The 15,624-nt window shown below is 47.1% G+C and carries 16 protein-coding genes; 5 read left to right on the forward strand and 11 right to left on the reverse strand.

Features of this window, described 5'->3' with window-relative positions:
• Positions 1-12: 12 nt before the first annotated feature.
• Positions 13-924, reverse strand: a complete 912-nt coding sequence (locus MHB78_RS17825; protein WP_046131296.1) for a VanW family protein — start codon at positions 922-924, stop codon at positions 13-15.
• Positions 925-1,181: 257 nt separating this feature from the next.
• On the opposite strand from MHB78_RS17825, the gene MHB78_RS17830 reads away from it, so the two are divergent.
• The 3 genes from MHB78_RS17830 to MHB78_RS17840 all read left to right on the forward strand — a co-directional run bounded on the left by MHB78_RS17830 (position 1,182) and on the right by MHB78_RS17840 (position 3,641).
• Entirely contained in the window at positions 1,182-1,550 is a 369-nt protein-coding gene (locus MHB78_RS17830; RefSeq protein ID WP_231592704.1) for a hypothetical protein, read from the forward strand.
• A gap of 127 nt (positions 1,551-1,677) precedes the next feature.
• Complete coding sequence (locus MHB78_RS17835; protein WP_231592706.1) at positions 1,678-2,037, forward strand: hypothetical protein; 360 nt, start codon at positions 1,678-1,680, stop codon at positions 2,035-2,037.
• The gene (locus MHB78_RS17840; protein WP_046131297.1) at positions 2,025-3,641 is read left to right on the forward strand and encodes an AMP-binding protein; all 1,617 of its coding nucleotides are present in this window, start codon (positions 2,025-2,027) and stop codon (positions 3,639-3,641) included. Before MHB78_RS17835 ends, MHB78_RS17840 begins: the two co-directional genes overlap by 13 nt.
• Positions 3,642-3,711: 70 nt before the next feature.
• Here MHB78_RS17840 and cotJC read toward each other — a convergent pair whose 3' ends face one another.
• From cotJC to MHB78_RS17855, 3 genes are read right to left on the reverse strand one after another with little or no spacing between them, the layout of a single operon-like run.
• The gene (gene cotJC / locus MHB78_RS17845; RefSeq protein WP_046131298.1) at positions 3,712-4,281 is read right to left on the reverse strand and encodes a spore coat protein CotJC; all 570 of its coding nucleotides are present in this window, start codon (positions 4,279-4,281) and stop codon (positions 3,712-3,714) included.
• 21 nt (positions 4,282-4,302) lie between these two features.
• On the reverse strand, positions 4,303-4,566 hold the full coding sequence (locus tag MHB78_RS17850; RefSeq protein ID WP_340033077.1) for a spore coat protein CotJB: 264 nt from the start codon (positions 4,564-4,566) through the stop codon (positions 4,303-4,305).
• A complete protein-coding gene (locus MHB78_RS17855) occupies positions 4,563-4,805 on the reverse strand; it encodes a spore coat associated protein CotJA (RefSeq protein WP_046131300.1) in 243 nt (80 codons plus the stop codon). The genes MHB78_RS17850 and MHB78_RS17855 overlap by 4 nt, the downstream gene beginning before the upstream one ends.
• 224 nt (positions 4,806-5,029) lie before the next feature.
• Between MHB78_RS17855 and MHB78_RS17860 the strand changes: the two genes are divergently transcribed.
• Positions 5,030-6,184, forward strand: a complete 1,155-nt coding sequence (locus MHB78_RS17860; protein WP_046131301.1) for an AbrB family transcriptional regulator — start codon at positions 5,030-5,032, stop codon at positions 6,182-6,184.
• A 25-nt stretch (positions 6,185-6,209) separates the two neighbouring features.
• On the opposite strand, the gene MHB78_RS17865 is transcribed toward MHB78_RS17860, so the two are convergent.
• From MHB78_RS17865 to MHB78_RS17895, 7 genes are all read right to left on the reverse strand, one after another.
• Positions 6,210-7,508: an alpha-glucosidase/alpha-galactosidase gene (locus MHB78_RS17865; RefSeq protein ID WP_046131302.1), complete on the reverse strand. Its 1,299-nt coding sequence runs from the start codon at positions 7,506-7,508 to the stop codon at positions 6,210-6,212.
• Positions 7,509-7,538: 30 nt separating this feature from the next.
• Positions 7,539-8,369 (reverse strand): carbohydrate ABC transporter permease, encoded by an 831-nt coding sequence (locus MHB78_RS17870; RefSeq protein WP_046131303.1) that lies wholly within the window; start codon positions 8,367-8,369, stop codon positions 7,539-7,541.
• Positions 8,370-9,296, reverse strand: a complete 927-nt coding sequence (locus tag MHB78_RS17875) for a sugar ABC transporter permease (protein ID WP_046131304.1) — start codon at positions 9,294-9,296, stop codon at positions 8,370-8,372.
• Between the two features lie 15 nt (positions 9,297-9,311).
• On the reverse strand, positions 9,312-10,568 hold the full coding sequence (locus MHB78_RS17880) for an ABC transporter substrate-binding protein (protein ID WP_046131305.1): 1,257 nt from the start codon (positions 10,566-10,568) through the stop codon (positions 9,312-9,314).
• A 105-nt stretch (positions 10,569-10,673) separates the two neighbouring features.
• The gene (locus tag MHB78_RS17885; protein WP_046131306.1) at positions 10,674-11,717 is read right to left on the reverse strand and encodes a LacI family DNA-binding transcriptional regulator; all 1,044 of its coding nucleotides are present in this window, start codon (positions 11,715-11,717) and stop codon (positions 10,674-10,676) included.
• A gap of 165 nt (positions 11,718-11,882) precedes the next feature.
• The gene (locus tag MHB78_RS17890) at positions 11,883-12,944 is read right to left on the reverse strand and encodes a tetratricopeptide repeat protein (RefSeq protein ID WP_046131307.1); all 1,062 of its coding nucleotides are present in this window, start codon (positions 12,942-12,944) and stop codon (positions 11,883-11,885) included.
• Between the two features lie 276 nt (positions 12,945-13,220).
• Positions 13,221-13,352 (reverse strand): hypothetical protein, encoded by a 132-nt coding sequence (locus MHB78_RS17895; RefSeq protein ID WP_269082044.1) that lies wholly within the window; start codon positions 13,350-13,352, stop codon positions 13,221-13,223.
• 367 nt (positions 13,353-13,719) lie between these two features.
• Here MHB78_RS17895 and MHB78_RS17900 point away from each other — a divergent pair, with 367 nt between their 5' ends.
• Positions 13,720-15,603, forward strand: a complete 1,884-nt coding sequence (locus tag MHB78_RS17900; RefSeq protein WP_065894726.1) for a S8 family peptidase — start codon at positions 13,720-13,722, stop codon at positions 15,601-15,603.
• The last annotated feature ends 21 nt before the right edge of the window (positions 15,604-15,624 follow it).

Here is a 15,624-nt window from a genome sequence, read left to right on the forward strand (position 1 = left end):
AAAGGGGGCCGTTTACTGTTCTGTATTAATTTCTTTTGGCAGCCGGGACGGGGCCTTTGGAACGTTTCGAATTTCGTTATTGATCACATCTGAAGAATAAAGCGTGACAACCATGCTCCCTCCATATCGTTTCGCCCTGATCAAGACCGGCTGGTTATATTTGTTTTGAAAGCGGAAGTCGGGTCCGTTCCAGCTTACCGTGGCATCGCGTCCGCGCGGAACATAAGGAACGCGCCTGCTGTGGGAATAGCGCTGGACGATTTTTAGCCCCGCGCGGTCGACGGCATTATACAGCGTTGATGATACTTGGCAGATTCCTCCGCCGATTCCTTCAGACAATTCACCTCTGACGATAATTGGAGCGCTCATGTATCCCTTGTTCTTAGTCCTCTGCCCGACAACCTCGTTAAATGAGAACGTCTCATTTGGAAAAACAACGTGGTTGTCAATCGCTTTGGCAGCAAGAGAAATATTGTGTGAACGGCTTTTATTGCCGGAATTAAAATAAGTCACGTATTGACCGATCTGCTGCACCCGGATATGGGCAAGCAGCTCGCTGTCAACCTTCGGGTAAATGTTCAATTCAGGCACTTCTACTTTCGAAGGGCCATTGCCGAAGAAATAGGAATAAAACTGTTCCTTAAACGCATGTCGATAAAGTCTGTAGCCTACTTTACCGGGGACGATTTTTCCATAATCATTGATGACGGCGTTTACAGGAGCCCGGTAAATTTTTCGATCAAGCTTATCAATGAATGAACGGTATTTTCCCCCGTCGATAATTGGAGTGCCGGGAAGTGGTAATGTAAAGTCCTCGCGGTTAACATTTTCAATCGTCTGCCCTCGCTGTGTGATCGTTAAGCTGTCTGAAGACTCTGCAGGCTGAGCCAATAATAAAAGTCCAGTTATCCAAATATTCATCATAAGTCGGTTTACCTCCCGAGATTTAGTATAAACAGGAGGTCATTCTTTAATGTATGTCAGACCCGAATCAACATGCTGCCGGGTTAACGCCGCTGGACGCATGACGGATTCCGGGCACGTTTATCATTTGCGGCGAAAATTGCTTTCCCAGGACCGCCTATTTCCTGTATTTTTGAAAAAGAAAATGAACAGCCCGTTCTTCACTTAAGACCGGCCATACCTTTTATAAAACGGCATTTCGTTTCAGGCTCAGAAGGATGCGGAAAGCGGGGGGAGGTGTTTGCCGTGCTGCGCATTCTAGAAGGCTGCTTGCCGTCTATTCGTATCAGTCCGTCGTGATCTTCGGTTTTCAGGCATGCACACTTTTTCTTTATTGGCTTGCCGTTTATTTTAGGCTGCCGGAAGCTTATCCGTCAAAAAGCAAAAAAGAGATTTTTCGACAAGAAAAACCGGTTTCCGTTCAGGGCAGGTACATCCAGCACCGCCCCGTCCTGCTTCTGATGCTGTTACCGATTCCTGTCAGCCTGCTTTATGCACAGCTTGAAACAAACTACCGCCTTTATTTGAATGATCTTTTTAAAGATATTTATTCTGGCTGCTTTCCCAGTCTGCCACGCCCTGCTTAGCATCATCCTGCAATTCCCGCTCGTGAAATGGACGAAAAAGCTGGATATGAAAGCGATTTTTATGTTTTCTTACGGCTTCTATGCGATTTCGTCGTAGGCTTTGCTTTTTCTTCCTTCTGGCTGTTTGATGATCATCCTTTTTACCGCCGGGGAAAGCCTGCTGCTCAATCACATTCAAACGTTCGTCTCAAGGATCGCACCTCATCAAATGCTCAGCAGGTATTTTGCATTTTACGGGCTGCATTGGGATATTTCCCGGGCAATCGGGCCTTATTTGGGCGTATTGGTCTCCATCGGCTTCGGAGGCGCCGTTCTCTTCCTGTCTGCAGGTGCGGTTGTCGCTCCGGAAGGGATCGCCCAATGCTTCGCGATTGAGCATCTGAATAAAAGGAGAAAATCAGCCTTTATAGTACCTGGTACTAGAACAAAGTGCTATAATAAAATCATTATTCTTCTTGAACATGAGGAGGCATTATGGATACATTAAAAAAACAAACGATCGGAAGCCTGCTGAAGTCAGCCGCAGACCGGTTTCCGCATCATGAAGCAGTCGTCTATTCCGAGTTGGATTTGCGATATTCGTATCAGGAGCTCTATGAAGAAACGGGGAAAATTGCAAAAGGTTTGATGGCGCTCGGCATCCAAAAAGGAGAGCATGTCGCCATCTGGGCATCGAATATTCCGGAATGGATTCTCCTGCAGTTTGCAACCGCGAGAATCGGCGCCGTGCTCGTCACCGTCAACACGAGCTATCAGGCAAGAGAGCTTGAATATTTGCTGGAACATTCGGATTCGACCACCCTCTTTTTGATGGACGGCTATAAAGGCACTTCCTACATTGATATGATTCAATCGATTACGAAAGATCCGAAAAACCTGCCAAAGCTCGAACGCCTCGTCTATCTTGGACGCGGGGACGCACCGGAAAAGATGATCTCATTTGCAGACGTTACCAAAAAAGGCAGCCTGATCTCTGATGACGCCCTTTTTGAAAGAGAGTGGTCTTTATCACACGAAGACGTCATTAATATGCAGTATACGTCTGGAACGACCGGATTTCCGAAAGGCGTGATGCTGACGCACAATAATATCGTCAACAATGCCGCGATCGTCGCTGCCAGGATGGGGCTGGGGAGCGAGGATAGATTATGCATCCCGGTCCCGCTTTTCCATTGCTTCGGCTGTGTGTTAAGTACGCTTGCCTGTGTGTCGGTCGGCGCGGCTATGCTGCCGATCATCGAGTTCAAGCCGGAAACGGTGCTGCAAACGGTCGAAAAAGAAAGGTGCACAGGTCTGCAAGGCGTGCCGACAATGTTTATCGCCGAGCTTTCGCACCCTAATTTTTCCGACTATGACCTTACTTCATTGCGGACCGGGATCATGGCAGGGTCTCCGTGTCCGAAAGAAGTCATGAAAAAAGTCATGAAACAGATGAATCTGACGGATATCACAATCGCATACGGACAGACAGAGTCTTCTCCCGTCATTACTCAGACGACGATTACTGATACGATTGAGCGCCGCGTCGAAACAGTCGGCAAAGTGCACCCCCATGTAGAAATCAAAATCGTCGACCCTGAAACGGGCGAAACGCTCGGCCCCGATGAGCAGGGTGAACTGTGTACAAGAGGATATCTCGTCATGAAGGGATATTACAAAATGGAGGAAGCCACGAAAAAGGCCATCGATAAAGACGGCTGGCTCCATACAGGCGATCTCGCGGAAATGGATGAGGACGGTTACGTCAGAATTACAGGACGTCTGAAAGATATGATCGTCCGCGGCGGGGAAAACATTTACCCGAGGGAAATTGAAGAATTCCTTTACGAGCACGAAGATATTGTCGATGTACAGATCGTCGGCGTTCCGGATGAGAAATACGGGGAAAAAACAGCCGCTTTCATTAAATGCAAACCTGGCAAAAAGCTGACGCTTGAAGATGTCAGGGCATTTTGCAAAGGCCAGCTTTCCTATTATAAGATTCCTGAATATGTATTTCATCTCGATGAATATCCGCTGACCGCCTCCGGCAAAGTGCAAAAGTACATTTTGAGAGATTGGGCAAAAGAGGCGTTGCACGCGGTGAAATAGTTGAATTGAAAAAAGCCGAAAATACCATGAACAAAAGCCTTACATGGTATTTTCGGCTTTAATGCATGAGCTAAAACACTTTTTTTCGGTCGCGCTCTTCCTTTAAGATTTCGACGGCTTCGCGGAACCGCTGGGAATGAACGATTTCCCGCTCTCTTAAAAAAGCCAGCCCGTCATTTAAATCAGGATCATCCGACATGTCAATCAGCCATTGGTAGGTCGCTCTCGCTTTTTCTTCAGCCGCAATGTCTTCATATAAATCTGCAATCGGGTCGCCTTTTGCCTGAATATATGTAGCTGTGAACGGAACACCTGCCGCATTATGATAAAACAGGGCTTTGTCATGATCTGCGTAATGATCGCCGAGGCCCGCGTCCCTCAGCTGCTCAGGCGTCGCGTCTTTCGTTAATTTGTATACCATCGTCGCAATCATTTCCAAATGGGCGAATTCTTCTGTGCCGATGTCTGTCAGAAGGCCGACAACCTTATCAGGAATGCTGTAGCGCTGATTCAAATAGCGGAGCGCAGCCGCCAATTCGCCGTCCGCTCCGCCGTACTGTTCGATTAAATATTTGGCCAGCCGCGGATTGCATTCCCTCACTTTCACGGGGTACTGCAGTTTTTTCTCATACAGCCACATGAACCTGACTCCCTTCCTTCTTTAAACTTGCCATGGCCAAGGACTTTGTTTCCAGCTCCAGTACGATGTCGTATGATCGGGGTCCCCCTGCGTGAGAGGGCCGTATTTTGATACGAACTTTGCTTTCAGCTTTTTGGAATATGCCGCATACTGATTGTATTGTTTAATTGCATCCATATCATCCGGATGTGTATCAAGGTACAGCATGAGCTCGACAATGAAAAAATCAACCGCCTGAATCTCATGAAGCCTTTGATAATAGTCTTGCGGCAAAGTGTGTGTCATCCTCCCTTACCTCCTATCTCATAAGGATTTTCATAAGGGTCGTAAAACACGGGCCAAAGCGTCCCTTTTTGCAGCGCCTCCATCGGAGAAAACTGCGGAAGACCGCGGGGCTGAAAGCCTAAATACAAATTCGGCGGGGTCCGGTAATATCTTTTGCCGATTGGGGGGCACGGATCAAAAGCGCTGTGGAAAGGACGGTACGATTTAACTCTGGTGAATGATTCCTGGGCGTGTTTCAATGAATTCACCTCTAGTTTGTGATCGAATCTAATCTATTGTATTCACACATTCTTCCTGATATGTTCCTGAACGATTCTTTTTCCTTTGATCAGTTTTTCTTATTAATCTTTTAAATAAATTCGTATTTTACCAATCGTTAAAATTATATTATAGTTATAAATAGATAAATACTTTACCAAGTGAACAAAAAGGCTATCGTAGTATATAGGAAGAAGGGTTTTCATTGAGAATAAAAAATGATTTCCTTCGGGATATCATAATGATATTCATCAGCAGCCTCGGGGGGTTTCTGCTCTCATTAACGGGGATGACGATCGGGTGGATGGTCGGCACAATGACGGCTGCCGCCTGTCTGTCATTGTTTCGGCCGGCTCCGCTGAAAGAAGCGGTCAGCCAACACGGCATTCATAAAGGGTGGCTCAGTTTCGGGCAAATGTTATTGGGCATTGAGCTCGGCCAGAAAATGAATATGTCCGTGATTTTAATTTTCAAAGAAAACTGGCTCTTTGTCGGGGTGATGCTGATCCTTTCCGTCATTTTCGCAATGCTCTCCGGATTTGTATTATGGCGGTTCAGCAATGCGGATATGATGACGAGTTTTGTAGGGACTGCGCCCGGCGGACTTTCCGCCATGCCCGGCATTGCACAGGAAGTGGGAGCCAACACGGCTATCGTCAGCCTTGTGCAGACGATCCGGGTGCTTTTGGTTGTCATGACGATTCCTTTTTTCGTCTTTTTCATTCATTCTAAATATCCGGATTCGCATGCTGTCACACACCAGATGCTTGCCGCCGGTACATCCGAATTCGGAGCAGAATACGTGATGTGGACAGCCGTCTTTACACTCGCCGCTTTTTTTGCCTGTAAAGCGGCGAAACGGTTAAAATTTCCCGCGCCATGGCTGCTCGGAAGCATGATAGGCGTCGCCGCCGTTCAAATCGCCGGGAGCTCCCTGGCCGGCTACAGCCTGACCGCATGGTGGCCCCACGGGTTTTCGGTTCTGTCGCAAATCTGCCTCGGCGCAACGATCGGCTCGAAAATTCATAAGGAAATGTTCATCGGCGTAAGCAAAACGCTTACCGTCGCCTTCCTCGGCTCCGTCGGCCTGATCATCGCAATGATCGCGAGCGCCGTCGTGACTGCCCATGTGGCCGGCATTTCGTTGACGACGGCCATATTGGCTTTTTCACCAGGAGGAATTGCAGAAATGGCGACAACATCCGTTACCCTTCATGCCGATTCGACATTTGTTGTCGCTGTGCAAGTGTTAAGGGTCGTGCTCGTCATTGCCATGATGCCGCCTTTCTTTCGGCTGCTGCATCACAGATCGGAAAAAACGGCGCACCCGCATATAAAAAAAGCCGGAACTGAGGGATAACCCTTTCGTTCCGGTTTTTTTATGCCTATCGAAACGCCGGCAGCCAGTCGCCATGAGCCTCGATCAGCTCGTCACACATATTGACGATATCATCGATCGACAGTTCCGACGCCGTGTGAGGATCGAGCAATGCAGCCTGATAGATGTGCTCTTTCTTTTTCGTCATTGCAGCTTCTATCGTCAAGAGCTGTGTGTTAATATTTGTGCGGTTTAAAGCCGCAAGCTGCTCAGGCAGCTCGCCTGCGATGCACGGGGTAATCCGGTTTTTCTCCGCCACACAGGTCACTTCGACGACTGCCTTTTCCGGAAGGTTTGTAATCAGCCCTTTATTCAATACGTTCCCGCCGAATGTGAACGGACGATTCGTTTCCATCGCTTCGATTATTCTTGAACTGTACTCCTTCGACCGCTCGTGCGTCAAATTCTGATTGCCGACGATCTCGCCGCGCATCTCTTCCCAGCGTTTGATCTGTTCTTGGCATCTCCTCAAATACTCGTCAATCGGGATGTTGAGCGCTTCAATGAGATCCGGATATTTGCTTTTGATAAAATAAGGATGGTATTCGGCATTATGTTCGGATGATTCTGTCACATAGTAGCCGAATTTATCCATCAGCTCAAATCTGACCATATCGCCGTGCTTTGTTTTCTGCTTTTCCTTCGCTCTTTTTTTGATCTCCGGATATAAGTCCTCGCCGTCTTTTTTGACTTCGAGCAGCCATGCCATGTGATTGATGCCGGCGATTTTTTCTTCGATTCCGTCATGCTCCATGCCGAGCGACTCAAACAGATCTTTTGTACATACTTGAACGCTGTGGCACAGGCCGACCGTTTTCACATCTGTATAGCGAAGCATCGCGCCGGTCAGGGAAGCCATAGGATTTGTATAATTCAAAAACCACGCGTCTGGAGCGACGCTTTCGATATCCTTCGCCATCTCCAATAAAACGGGGATCGTCCTGAGCGCCCTGAAAACCCCGCCGATTCCGACCGTATCTGCAATCGTCTGTTTCAGCCCGTATTTTTTCGGAATCTCAAAATCGATGACGGTGCTCGGTTTATAGCCGCCGACCTGAATCGCATTGATGATATATTTCGCCCCGGCCAGCGCTTCCTTCCGATCATCGTAGGCGCGAATCGAAATCGTTTCATTGTAGCGGTTCCTTAAATGTTCAAGCATATCCTTTGACTCTTTCAAGCGCCGTGGATCGATGTCGTACAAAGCAAATTCAAACCCGTCGAGGGCAGGAACCATCAGGCAGTCTCCCAATACGTTTTTCGCAAAGATCGTGCTTCCCGCTCCGATAAAAGCTATTTTAGACATTCATTTTCCCCCTGTTGATCAATTTGTGATTCATCCTTTAAGTGCTCCTGATGACAATCCTTTGATAAAGTACTTTTGCAGGAATAAAAACAAAATCGTCATCGGCAGCATCGCCATCAGCGAGGCGGCAGCCACCAGATGCAGGTTGTTCGCGTTTTGGCCGAAAAAGCCGGCAATCGCAACGGTGAGGGTCTGCACTTCTTTATCCTGCAGGAAAAAGATCGAAAATTGATAGTCATTCCAAATGAAGACGCAGGCAATAATGCAAACAGTCGCTGTTACCGGTTTCAGCAACGGGAAAACGATGTTAAAGAAAATCCCCATCGTACCCGCCCCGTCCATCCTGGCAGCTTCCTCCAGTTCTTTCGGAATGGTCGAACGGATAAAACCGGCATATAAAAAAATCGCGAGAGGCATATAAGCCGCTGTATTGTTCAGAATCGCTACCGCATGCGTATTCATCATCCCGAGCTCCACCACCATTTTGTATAAAGGAACCATCGACGATAGCGGCGGGATGATCATGATGGCGATAAACAAAAAATAGACGGCCTGATTCAGCTTTGTCCGGCGCCGGGCAAGCGGATATGCGGCCAGTGAGCCGATGAAAATGAGCAGCAGAGCGGAAACGAACGTAATGATCGCAGTATTGATAAATGAGTTTGTTAAACCGGCTTTATCCCACGCTTCCGTAAAATTGGCGATACTGAATTCTTCGGGGAGCTTCCACTTCGAGCTGAAATCCCCCTTTTGTTTCAGCGCCGTCGTAAGCAAAATGTAGAACGGAACAAGGTGCAGGACTGCAATAGATAAAGCCAGCCCTGTCAATAGGATGCGTTTCTTTTTTTGCATACGTTTCATCTACGCTTCCACCTCCTTGCGTTTAAAATAGATGAGAGCCGAAAAGCTGATCACAAGGATCATTACCGCCATGAAGACGCCCTGTGTCGCCGCATATCCCGCATCCTGCCTCTTAAAATACAAATCATACATAAACGTCGACATTGATTGTGAAGCATTGCCCGGACCGCCGCCCGTCAGCGCCAGAATGACATCGAACAGCTTTAATCCGCCGATGATATTGATCACCATGTTGATCGTCACCGAGGGCATCAAAAGCGGAAGCGTAATCTTCCAAAACTGCTGAAAAGCGCTGGCCCCGTCGATTTCAGCTGCTTCGTAAAAGTCTTGCGGAATGCTTCCCAGTCCTGCCAAATAGATCACCATTGCAATGCCCACGAATTGATACGAATTAACGAAAACGATAATCCACGGGTTGATTTCCGGGCTGCTTAACACGTTTACCGGGCCGGCGCCAAACAGCTTCATCACATCATTCAATGCGCCGCCTTCATAAGAAAAGAAAAAATACCAGATATATCCCATAATGAGCGGGCTGATAATTACCGGCAAGTAGACGACCGTTCTCATTACAGCTTTCATTTTGACGCTTTGAAACAGCAGCAGGGCATAAAGAAGCCCGACCATATTTTGCAAAATCGTACTGCCCAGCCCGTACAAGAGGGTGTTTTTGACAACAAGCCATGTAGCCGGATCGGCGAGCATCCGTTTATATTGGCTAACCCCCACCCATTCGTGCGATTGGGAAAAGCCGTTCCAATTCGTAAACGTGATTTTGATCCCGTTTGCGAACGGATAGATGATAAACACTGAGACAAGGAAAAGAGCCGGAAGATACATCCACCAGAGCGAGGCGCTTTTCTTCCATGACGGCCTTCTGCTTTTTCTTAGAACGGCAAGGCTTCTTTCTTTTGCTAATTCGCTCATCTCTTCACCTTCTTTTTATTGGCCTTTCAGCCTGATGTATTCGTCTTTTATTTTTTCTGAAACCTGCTTCGGCGTTAGTGTGCCGGCAAGCAGCTCCTGCCCTGTCGTCCCCATGACGTCCCACATCCCGCTCGGCAAATAAACGCGGTCAAAGTAGGGCTCGATTTTCATATCCCGATATTGTTCGTAAAACTTAGAATAGTAGTTGTCAGCCTTGGTGTTGGTCAATGCTTGAGGAAATGAAGTGGCTTCAGCGATCTTTTTCGCATTTTTTGGCTGTGCGGCAAATTCGATAAACCGTTTTGCTTCCTTCAAGTGTTCTGAATCTTTCCAGACAGCGATTGTATGACGCTCTCCTCCAATCCAGCTCGGTTTGTCTCCTTTATGAATGGCGGGTGTCGGAATGATGCCAAGCTGTATATCCGGATTGACTTCTTTCGTATCAGGGCCGATCGAGGTAGTCGAGAGGGTAAAGCCGATTTTCCCTTGAGCCATTAATTCGACAAGCTGGGAGGGTTTCGCCGTCAAAATATCTTCGTTAATGAGTTGTTTCTCCTGCATTTCTTTAAAGACCTTGGCCAAACGCGCATATTCGGACCAATCAAATGTCCCTTTCACAAGCGCTTCTTTTTCATTGTGCTTTTCATCTGTGATTAGAAGAGGGGTGGCAAGCTGATCATAAAACTGTGCCAGTGAACCCTTGTCTGAACCGGCAAACCAAAACGGGATCACGCTGCCGCTGCTTTTTTCTTTGATCGTCACAAGCGCCTTCATCAGTTCGTCCAGCGTCTCGGGCGGCTTGATATGATATTTCTTTAAGAGGCCGGCGTTGTAGGTGATTCCGTCCTTTGCCTGGTTGAACGGATATGCGTATACTTTCCCCGTTTCATCTTTCAAAATCGGTTTCAGGCCGGGGTCAAGATGTTTCGTCCAATTCATATCCTTCAAATCGGCAGCATATTCTCCGTAGCGGATTTTCGCCCAGCCGTGAGTATCGAATAAATCAGGCATATCGTTTGCCGCCATCTTTACGCGAAGCATATTTTCATAGTCTGCGCCGGGAAAGTTGATATCGATCTTGATGCCTTCATTTTCTTTTTCAAAATCATCGGCCACGCTTCTGAGCGCTTTTTTTTCATTGTCATTGGTCATTGTTGAAAACAGCGTCAGCGTGACCCCGCCATTCTGCTGTCCTGCGCTTCTTCCCGAGCAGCCTGCTGCCGTACCGGCCAGCAAAACGAGGAAAATAAAAGAAAACATTAATTTTTTCATCAAGCTTCACCTCATTCCTTATGATTCAGATTCCAAAAAAGCGCTTTCATTTTTGGTTTACTGAAATTTAGTAATCACCTCCTTCATAACTGCGGCCTGAGGATTTCAGCATTGCCGCCTGTGAAACCCGCAGCTTTCTCTAATGATGAGCTCCGAGGGAACAGTGACTTGCAACGGAAGGTTTCTTCCTCTCATACGGTCGAGCAGCAATTTGACGCCCGTCCGCCCCATTTCCTCTGTGGGCACTTTTACAGTCGTTAAAGCAGGATTCGCATATTTGGCCGCTTCAATGCCGTTGAAGCTGACAATCGCCACATCGTCGGGAACCTTGAATCCCGATTCGCGCAAAGCCCGCAAAGCGCCGATCGCCATTGAATCACTGGCAATGAAAAAAGCATCAGGCACTCGCTTTTTCGCAATCGCCTGTTTCATCAGTTCATAGCCCTCCTGCATCGAATACTCGCCGACATAGATATTGTCGGAGCTTTCCGTACCGGTCAACTGCATAAACGTTGTCAGCCGCTTATCTTCAATTTCAACCGCTTCCGTTTTGCGGTCGCTTGCCCGAAAATGCTCTTTCTCCCGGCCTCCGATATATCCGATGTTTGAATAGCCGAGCGATATCAGATGATTGATTGCCCGTCCCGTGGCTTTTTGAAAATCGACGACAACGGAATCGTACTGCTCTTCGCCGTCTTTATGGTTGATGTATACAATGTTTTTTAAATCGCCGATGCTGTGCTTCAAACCGGCAATATTGATTCTCCCGATCACGATCAAACCGTCGACGTCCGACACAGGCTGATTGAAGCGGATGCTGCTTAATTGAATAAATTTCGTGATAAAGACCCCTTTTTCAAAACACTCGCTTTCAATTCCCTGTCTGATCGAATAAAAGTACGGATCATTCAATTCCTCTTCCTGCGACTGACAGACGACAATGCCGATCCGCGGGCTTTCCCCGCTTCCTGCATACTCATGTTCATTGCGGCGCCTGCGGTTGTTTTTATAGCCGAACCGCTCTGCAATATCCAGGATCCGCTGCCTTGTTTCAGGTGTAACTGATAAAGACTGATCGTGGTTGAGCACTCTTGAAACCGTCGTTGCAGAAACCTTCGCTTCCATCGCGATATCTTTTATGGTTGCCATTTTAACCCCCCAATGCAGACTTCATCCAATTTCACTAAATGTTTACTAAAGACATCTTAACAAACAGAAAGAATGTTTTCAATATTAAAAATATTTCGATTTAAATAAAAAAGCATTTGGTCAAATCCAAATGCTTTTTTGCCGCTGATCCGAAGTAGCAGCTTTTCATTGCATTACCGCCGCTTTTTTCATCATCTCCTCCGTCTGAATCGCTTCAAGGAAAAAATGCGCGGCTTCTTTATAAAGCGCCTTTTTGCTGTAGACATTGGCCGCTATGAGCGAAAGTTCCCGCACGCTGTCATATTGCTTTCGTTTCAATAAGGCGGCAAGGCTTTTTTTGCAATCGTCAAACGCTTTTTCATGATAGACGGAGTATAGGACATCGACTTTCGCGTCAAATATGTCATTACAAGCCTCTCGTGACCTTTCTTTCCCTTCCGTATAGTAAACGATCGCCCGGTCGTGCCCGCCGGTTTTGAAAAGCTCCTTTATCAATAAATAAACGGATTGAAAGTAGTGGTCTGATGCGGCGTATGCTTTATCTTTCAAGGCTTTTTCCAAATATGTAATGCTCTCTTCCGGCTTGTCCATGGCCGAATAAAGAAGGCCGTAGTGATGGAAGGCGTGCGCCTCCTTGACATGGTCACCTGCAGCCCTCGCTGTTTTGACTGCTTCAGCCAAAAATTGTTCCGCTTCTTTATATTTTCCCATCTCAGTATAATTGTCCGCCATCGTCATGTAGACCGAGACAAGATTCATAGCGTAACCGCCATGATCCTGGAAAATCTCCATCGCTTGTCTTGTGTGGCTCAGCGACATCAAGTTTTCTCCTAAGTCATAATACAATTTGCCGATTTTTTCGTGAAATCGCGCGGCTTCTATCGGATCGTCCACATGGGCAAGTTTTTTTTCGGCCGTTTTGTAAAAGCCGATCGCCTGCTGATCATTTTTCTTATAGCTTTCGTATGCTCCGGAAAAAAGGTGAAAATAATACGAAATCAAGTGTGAGTCGCCATATCCTTCCCCTCTATTGTCGTCCGGCATGCCGTTATGCATTTCTTCTAGAAGTGCGTAATAGGTGAGGAACGCTTCGCTTTCTTCCATTTCCTTTATTAATGGCTTGGCTTGTTTAAATAATCGTACCGACTGTTCTGTATCGTTTTCCTCGATGGCCCGGTACCATGAGTTCAGAATGTTGGCTGCTTCCTCCGCGGGAATCTTATTCATGGAGAACTCCTTTCTTCCTGAATGCTATATTTTTATATCATACTATATCTTACCTTTTATTACACCTATAGAACTAGGTCTATTTTCTCATTGCCACAAAAAAACGTCCTTTTACAGCAGGGACGTTTCCGATCGAGGCCGTAAACATCGGTGTAATAGCAGGATGCCCGGTCAGGCAGAACTTTCCCGTTTCCGCCCGAAGAGCTGCAGCTCAGTTCTTTTTTAGCCGGTGTTTTGTTTCACAAATGCATTTTCCTCCAGACGGTCGGCACCCATTTATCCAGCATGATTGCAGCCAATGCCGTTTGACAGACGCTGCTGGAATCTTAATTCCGCGATCCCGAATTGTATATCTATCAGTCCGCCCGCCGCTTTCGCCTGAGCCGCTTGAATCAAGTCATTATACATAGGCCTTTTCCTGATGTACGTATGGTTCTTGCCGGCCCATTCATCTTAAAAACAACTGACCAATCAAACATATGCTGCACAGCATAGCCGGCCAGACCTCACTTCCTTCTCCGCTTCATGCCAATAATATGAACGGGGTCACCGCTGCAAAAACTTTGTAAATCCTGGTGCGAAATTGATCATATTTTATATCTGAAAATTTACAACCGTTTTATTCTTCGAATTTTCAATCCTCTTTTCTCTTTGAAACGAAGGTCTTTTTACCGATATATAGAGCGAACGCCGTAAAATGAAAAAGGAGGAGAGCTTTATGACAAAGTTATGGAAAACCGCTGCTTCTGTCATGCTGTTTTTAGGAGTTTTCGCCATGTCCTCCCGCGTTCATGCTGAAGGCCAGCAGCACGGAAGCGGGGTCATCGTCGTTTACAAAAACAAAAGCGGACAAGAAACGGCGCTGGAGAAAAGCGAATCCGTCGATCATCAATACAAACATATTCCCGCCGTCGCCGTTACGGCTGACAAAGAGACAGTACAGGACTTAAAAGATGATCCCGATATTCTATACGTTGAAAAAAACGTCTCATTTACGGCAGCCGACAGCACCGAATTCAAAGTATTATCAGATGAAACCGGTGAAGATTCAGATTCATTTGAACAATGGAATTTGAAGCCGATTCAGGCTGAAAAAGCCTGGAGTGCCGGACTTACGGGGAAAAATGTGAAAGTCGCGGTAATCGACACCGGAATCTCCGCCCATGATGAGCTTACCGTTTCAGGCGGCACGTCAACGGTCAGTTATACGTCCTCATACAGCGATGATAACGGCCACGGAACGCATGTCGCCGGGATTATCGGAGCCAAGCATAATGACTATGGAATCGACGGGATTGCTCCGGGTGTCCAACTGTATGCAATCAAAGCACTCGATCAAAACGGAACGGGCGATCTTGAAAGCATTCTCAAAGGAATCGACTGGTCAATCGAACATGGCGTCAATGTCATCAATATGAGCCTTGGCACGTCTACCGACAGCCAAATCCTTCATGATGCCGTCGATAAAGCCTATCAAAAAGGGATCTTACTGGTTGCGGCAAGCGGAAACGACGGAAACGGACATCCTGTCGATTATCCGGCCGCCTACAGCAGCGTCATCGCTGTTTCCGCAACTGATGAAGAAAACGGGATTGCCGGTTTTTCCAACACCGGAGCAGATGTTGAATTTTCCGCTCCCGGCACGTCAATCATCAGTACGTATTTACACCAGCAATTTGCTGCAGGAAGCGGCACATCTCAAGCCACGCCGCACGTAACCGGCATGCTTGCGCTTTTAAAACAACTGTATCCAAATGAAACAAGCGCCGGGCTCAGGCAGCAATTGCAGCAAAATGTCAACGATTTAGGAGATGCCGGCCGCGACCAGCTGTTTGGCTACGGTCTCATCCAATACAAAGAAACACAGTCAGCAGCGCTTGCAGCGGCAAGAAAAGCCGTTGAAAACGCTGAAAAAACAAAGCTGCAATCTGATATTGACGCCGCACGCAAGCTCGTCGGCAAGCTTCCCGATACATCAGAGAAAAATGAGCTGCAAAAACGGCTGGACAATGTTCAGTCAGAGCGAAACCTTGCGGATGCAAAACGCAAAGTCAGCCTTGCGGAAAAGTACAAAACCGAAAAAAGCGTTGGCGAAGCACAATCGGCCATTAACAAGCTGCCGGGCGGAATCGCAAAAACGAATCTTCAGAAGCGGCTGGACAATGTAAAGAGGTATATGGCAAAAGCGATTGACAAAGCGGCGGAAAAAGTAACTAAGGCTGAAAAGAAGAAAAATAAAACAAATCTAAAAGACGCTGAGAAAGCGGTCAGCCAGCTGCCAAGCGGTTCTGCGAAAACGAAGCTGCAAAAACGGCTCAATGCGGTCAGAACAAGCCTCATCAAAACAGCAAAACAGGCTGTATCTTCGGCCGAAAAAGCAGCAAATGACTCAAATATCGCCAAAGCTCAAAAAGCCGTCAATGAACTCGATTCGGGAAAAGACAAGACAAGCCTGCAAAAAAAGCTTGACGCTGCAAAAAAGAAGGCAGCCGCATCTTACAGCAAAAAAGTAAAAAGCGCTGAAGCAAAAGTAAAAGCGGCCGAGAAAAGCAAAACAAAAAAGGCAAAAGCCTCCGCACAATCCGCGGTTAAACAGCTGAAAGCATCTTCTGCAAAAACGAAGCTGATGAAACGGCTGAATGCGATTAAAGTAAAGTAACGCACAAAAAAACCTTTAAGC

The organism is Bacillus sp. FSL K6-0138 (assembly GCF_037982765.1).
Taxonomy (GTDB): Bacteria; Bacillota; Bacilli; order Bacillales; family Bacillaceae; genus Bacillus; species Bacillus glycinifermentans.

Bases quoted from the DNA above. Each gene is read 5' to 3' on its own strand.
- MHB78_RS17880 (WP_046131305.1), bottom strand. From the start codon at position 10,568: ATGAAAAAATTAATGTTTTCTTTTATTTTCCTCGTTTTGCTGGCCGGT.
- MHB78_RS17840 (WP_046131297.1), top strand. From the start codon at position 2,025: ATGGATACATTAAAAAAACAAACGATCGGAAGCCTGCTGAAGTCAGCC.
- MHB78_RS17895 (WP_269082044.1), bottom strand. From the start codon at position 13,352: ATGTATAATGACTTGATTCAAGCGGCTCAGGCGAAAGCGGCGGGCGGA.
- MHB78_RS17850 (WP_340033077.1), bottom strand. From the start codon at position 4,566: ATGACACACACTTTGCCGCAAGACTATTATCAAAGGCTTCATGAGATT.
- cotJC (WP_046131298.1), bottom strand. From the start codon at position 4,281: ATGTGGCTGTATGAGAAAAAACTGCAGTACCCCGTGAAAGTGAGGGAA.
- MHB78_RS17875 (WP_046131304.1), bottom strand. From the start codon at position 9,296: ATGAGCGAATTAGCAAAAGAAAGAAGCCTTGCCGTTCTAAGAAAAAGC.
- MHB78_RS17900 (WP_065894726.1), top strand. From the start codon at position 13,720: ATGTCCTCCCGCGTTCATGCTGAAGGCCAGCAGCACGGAAGCGGGGTC.
- MHB78_RS17825 (WP_046131296.1), bottom strand. From the start codon at position 924: ATGATGAATATTTGGATAACTGGACTTTTATTATTGGCTCAGCCTGCA.
- MHB78_RS17830 (WP_231592704.1), top strand. From the start codon at position 1,182: ATGCGGAAAGCGGGGGGAGGTGTTTGCCGTGCTGCGCATTCTAGAAGG.
- MHB78_RS17870 (WP_046131303.1), bottom strand. From the start codon at position 8,369: ATGAAACGTATGCAAAAAAAGAAACGCATCCTATTGACAGGGCTGGCT.
- MHB78_RS17885 (WP_046131306.1), bottom strand. From the start codon at position 11,717: ATGGCAACCATAAAAGATATCGCGATGGAAGCGAAGGTTTCTGCAACG.
- MHB78_RS17835 (WP_231592706.1), top strand. From the start codon at position 1,678: ATGATCATCCTTTTTACCGCCGGGGAAAGCCTGCTGCTCAATCACATT.
- MHB78_RS17890 (WP_046131307.1), bottom strand. From the start codon at position 12,944: ATGAATAAGATTCCCGCGGAGGAAGCAGCCAACATTCTGAACTCATGG.
- MHB78_RS17865 (WP_046131302.1), bottom strand. From the start codon at position 7,508: ATGTCTAAAATAGCTTTTATCGGAGCGGGAAGCACGATCTTTGCGAAA.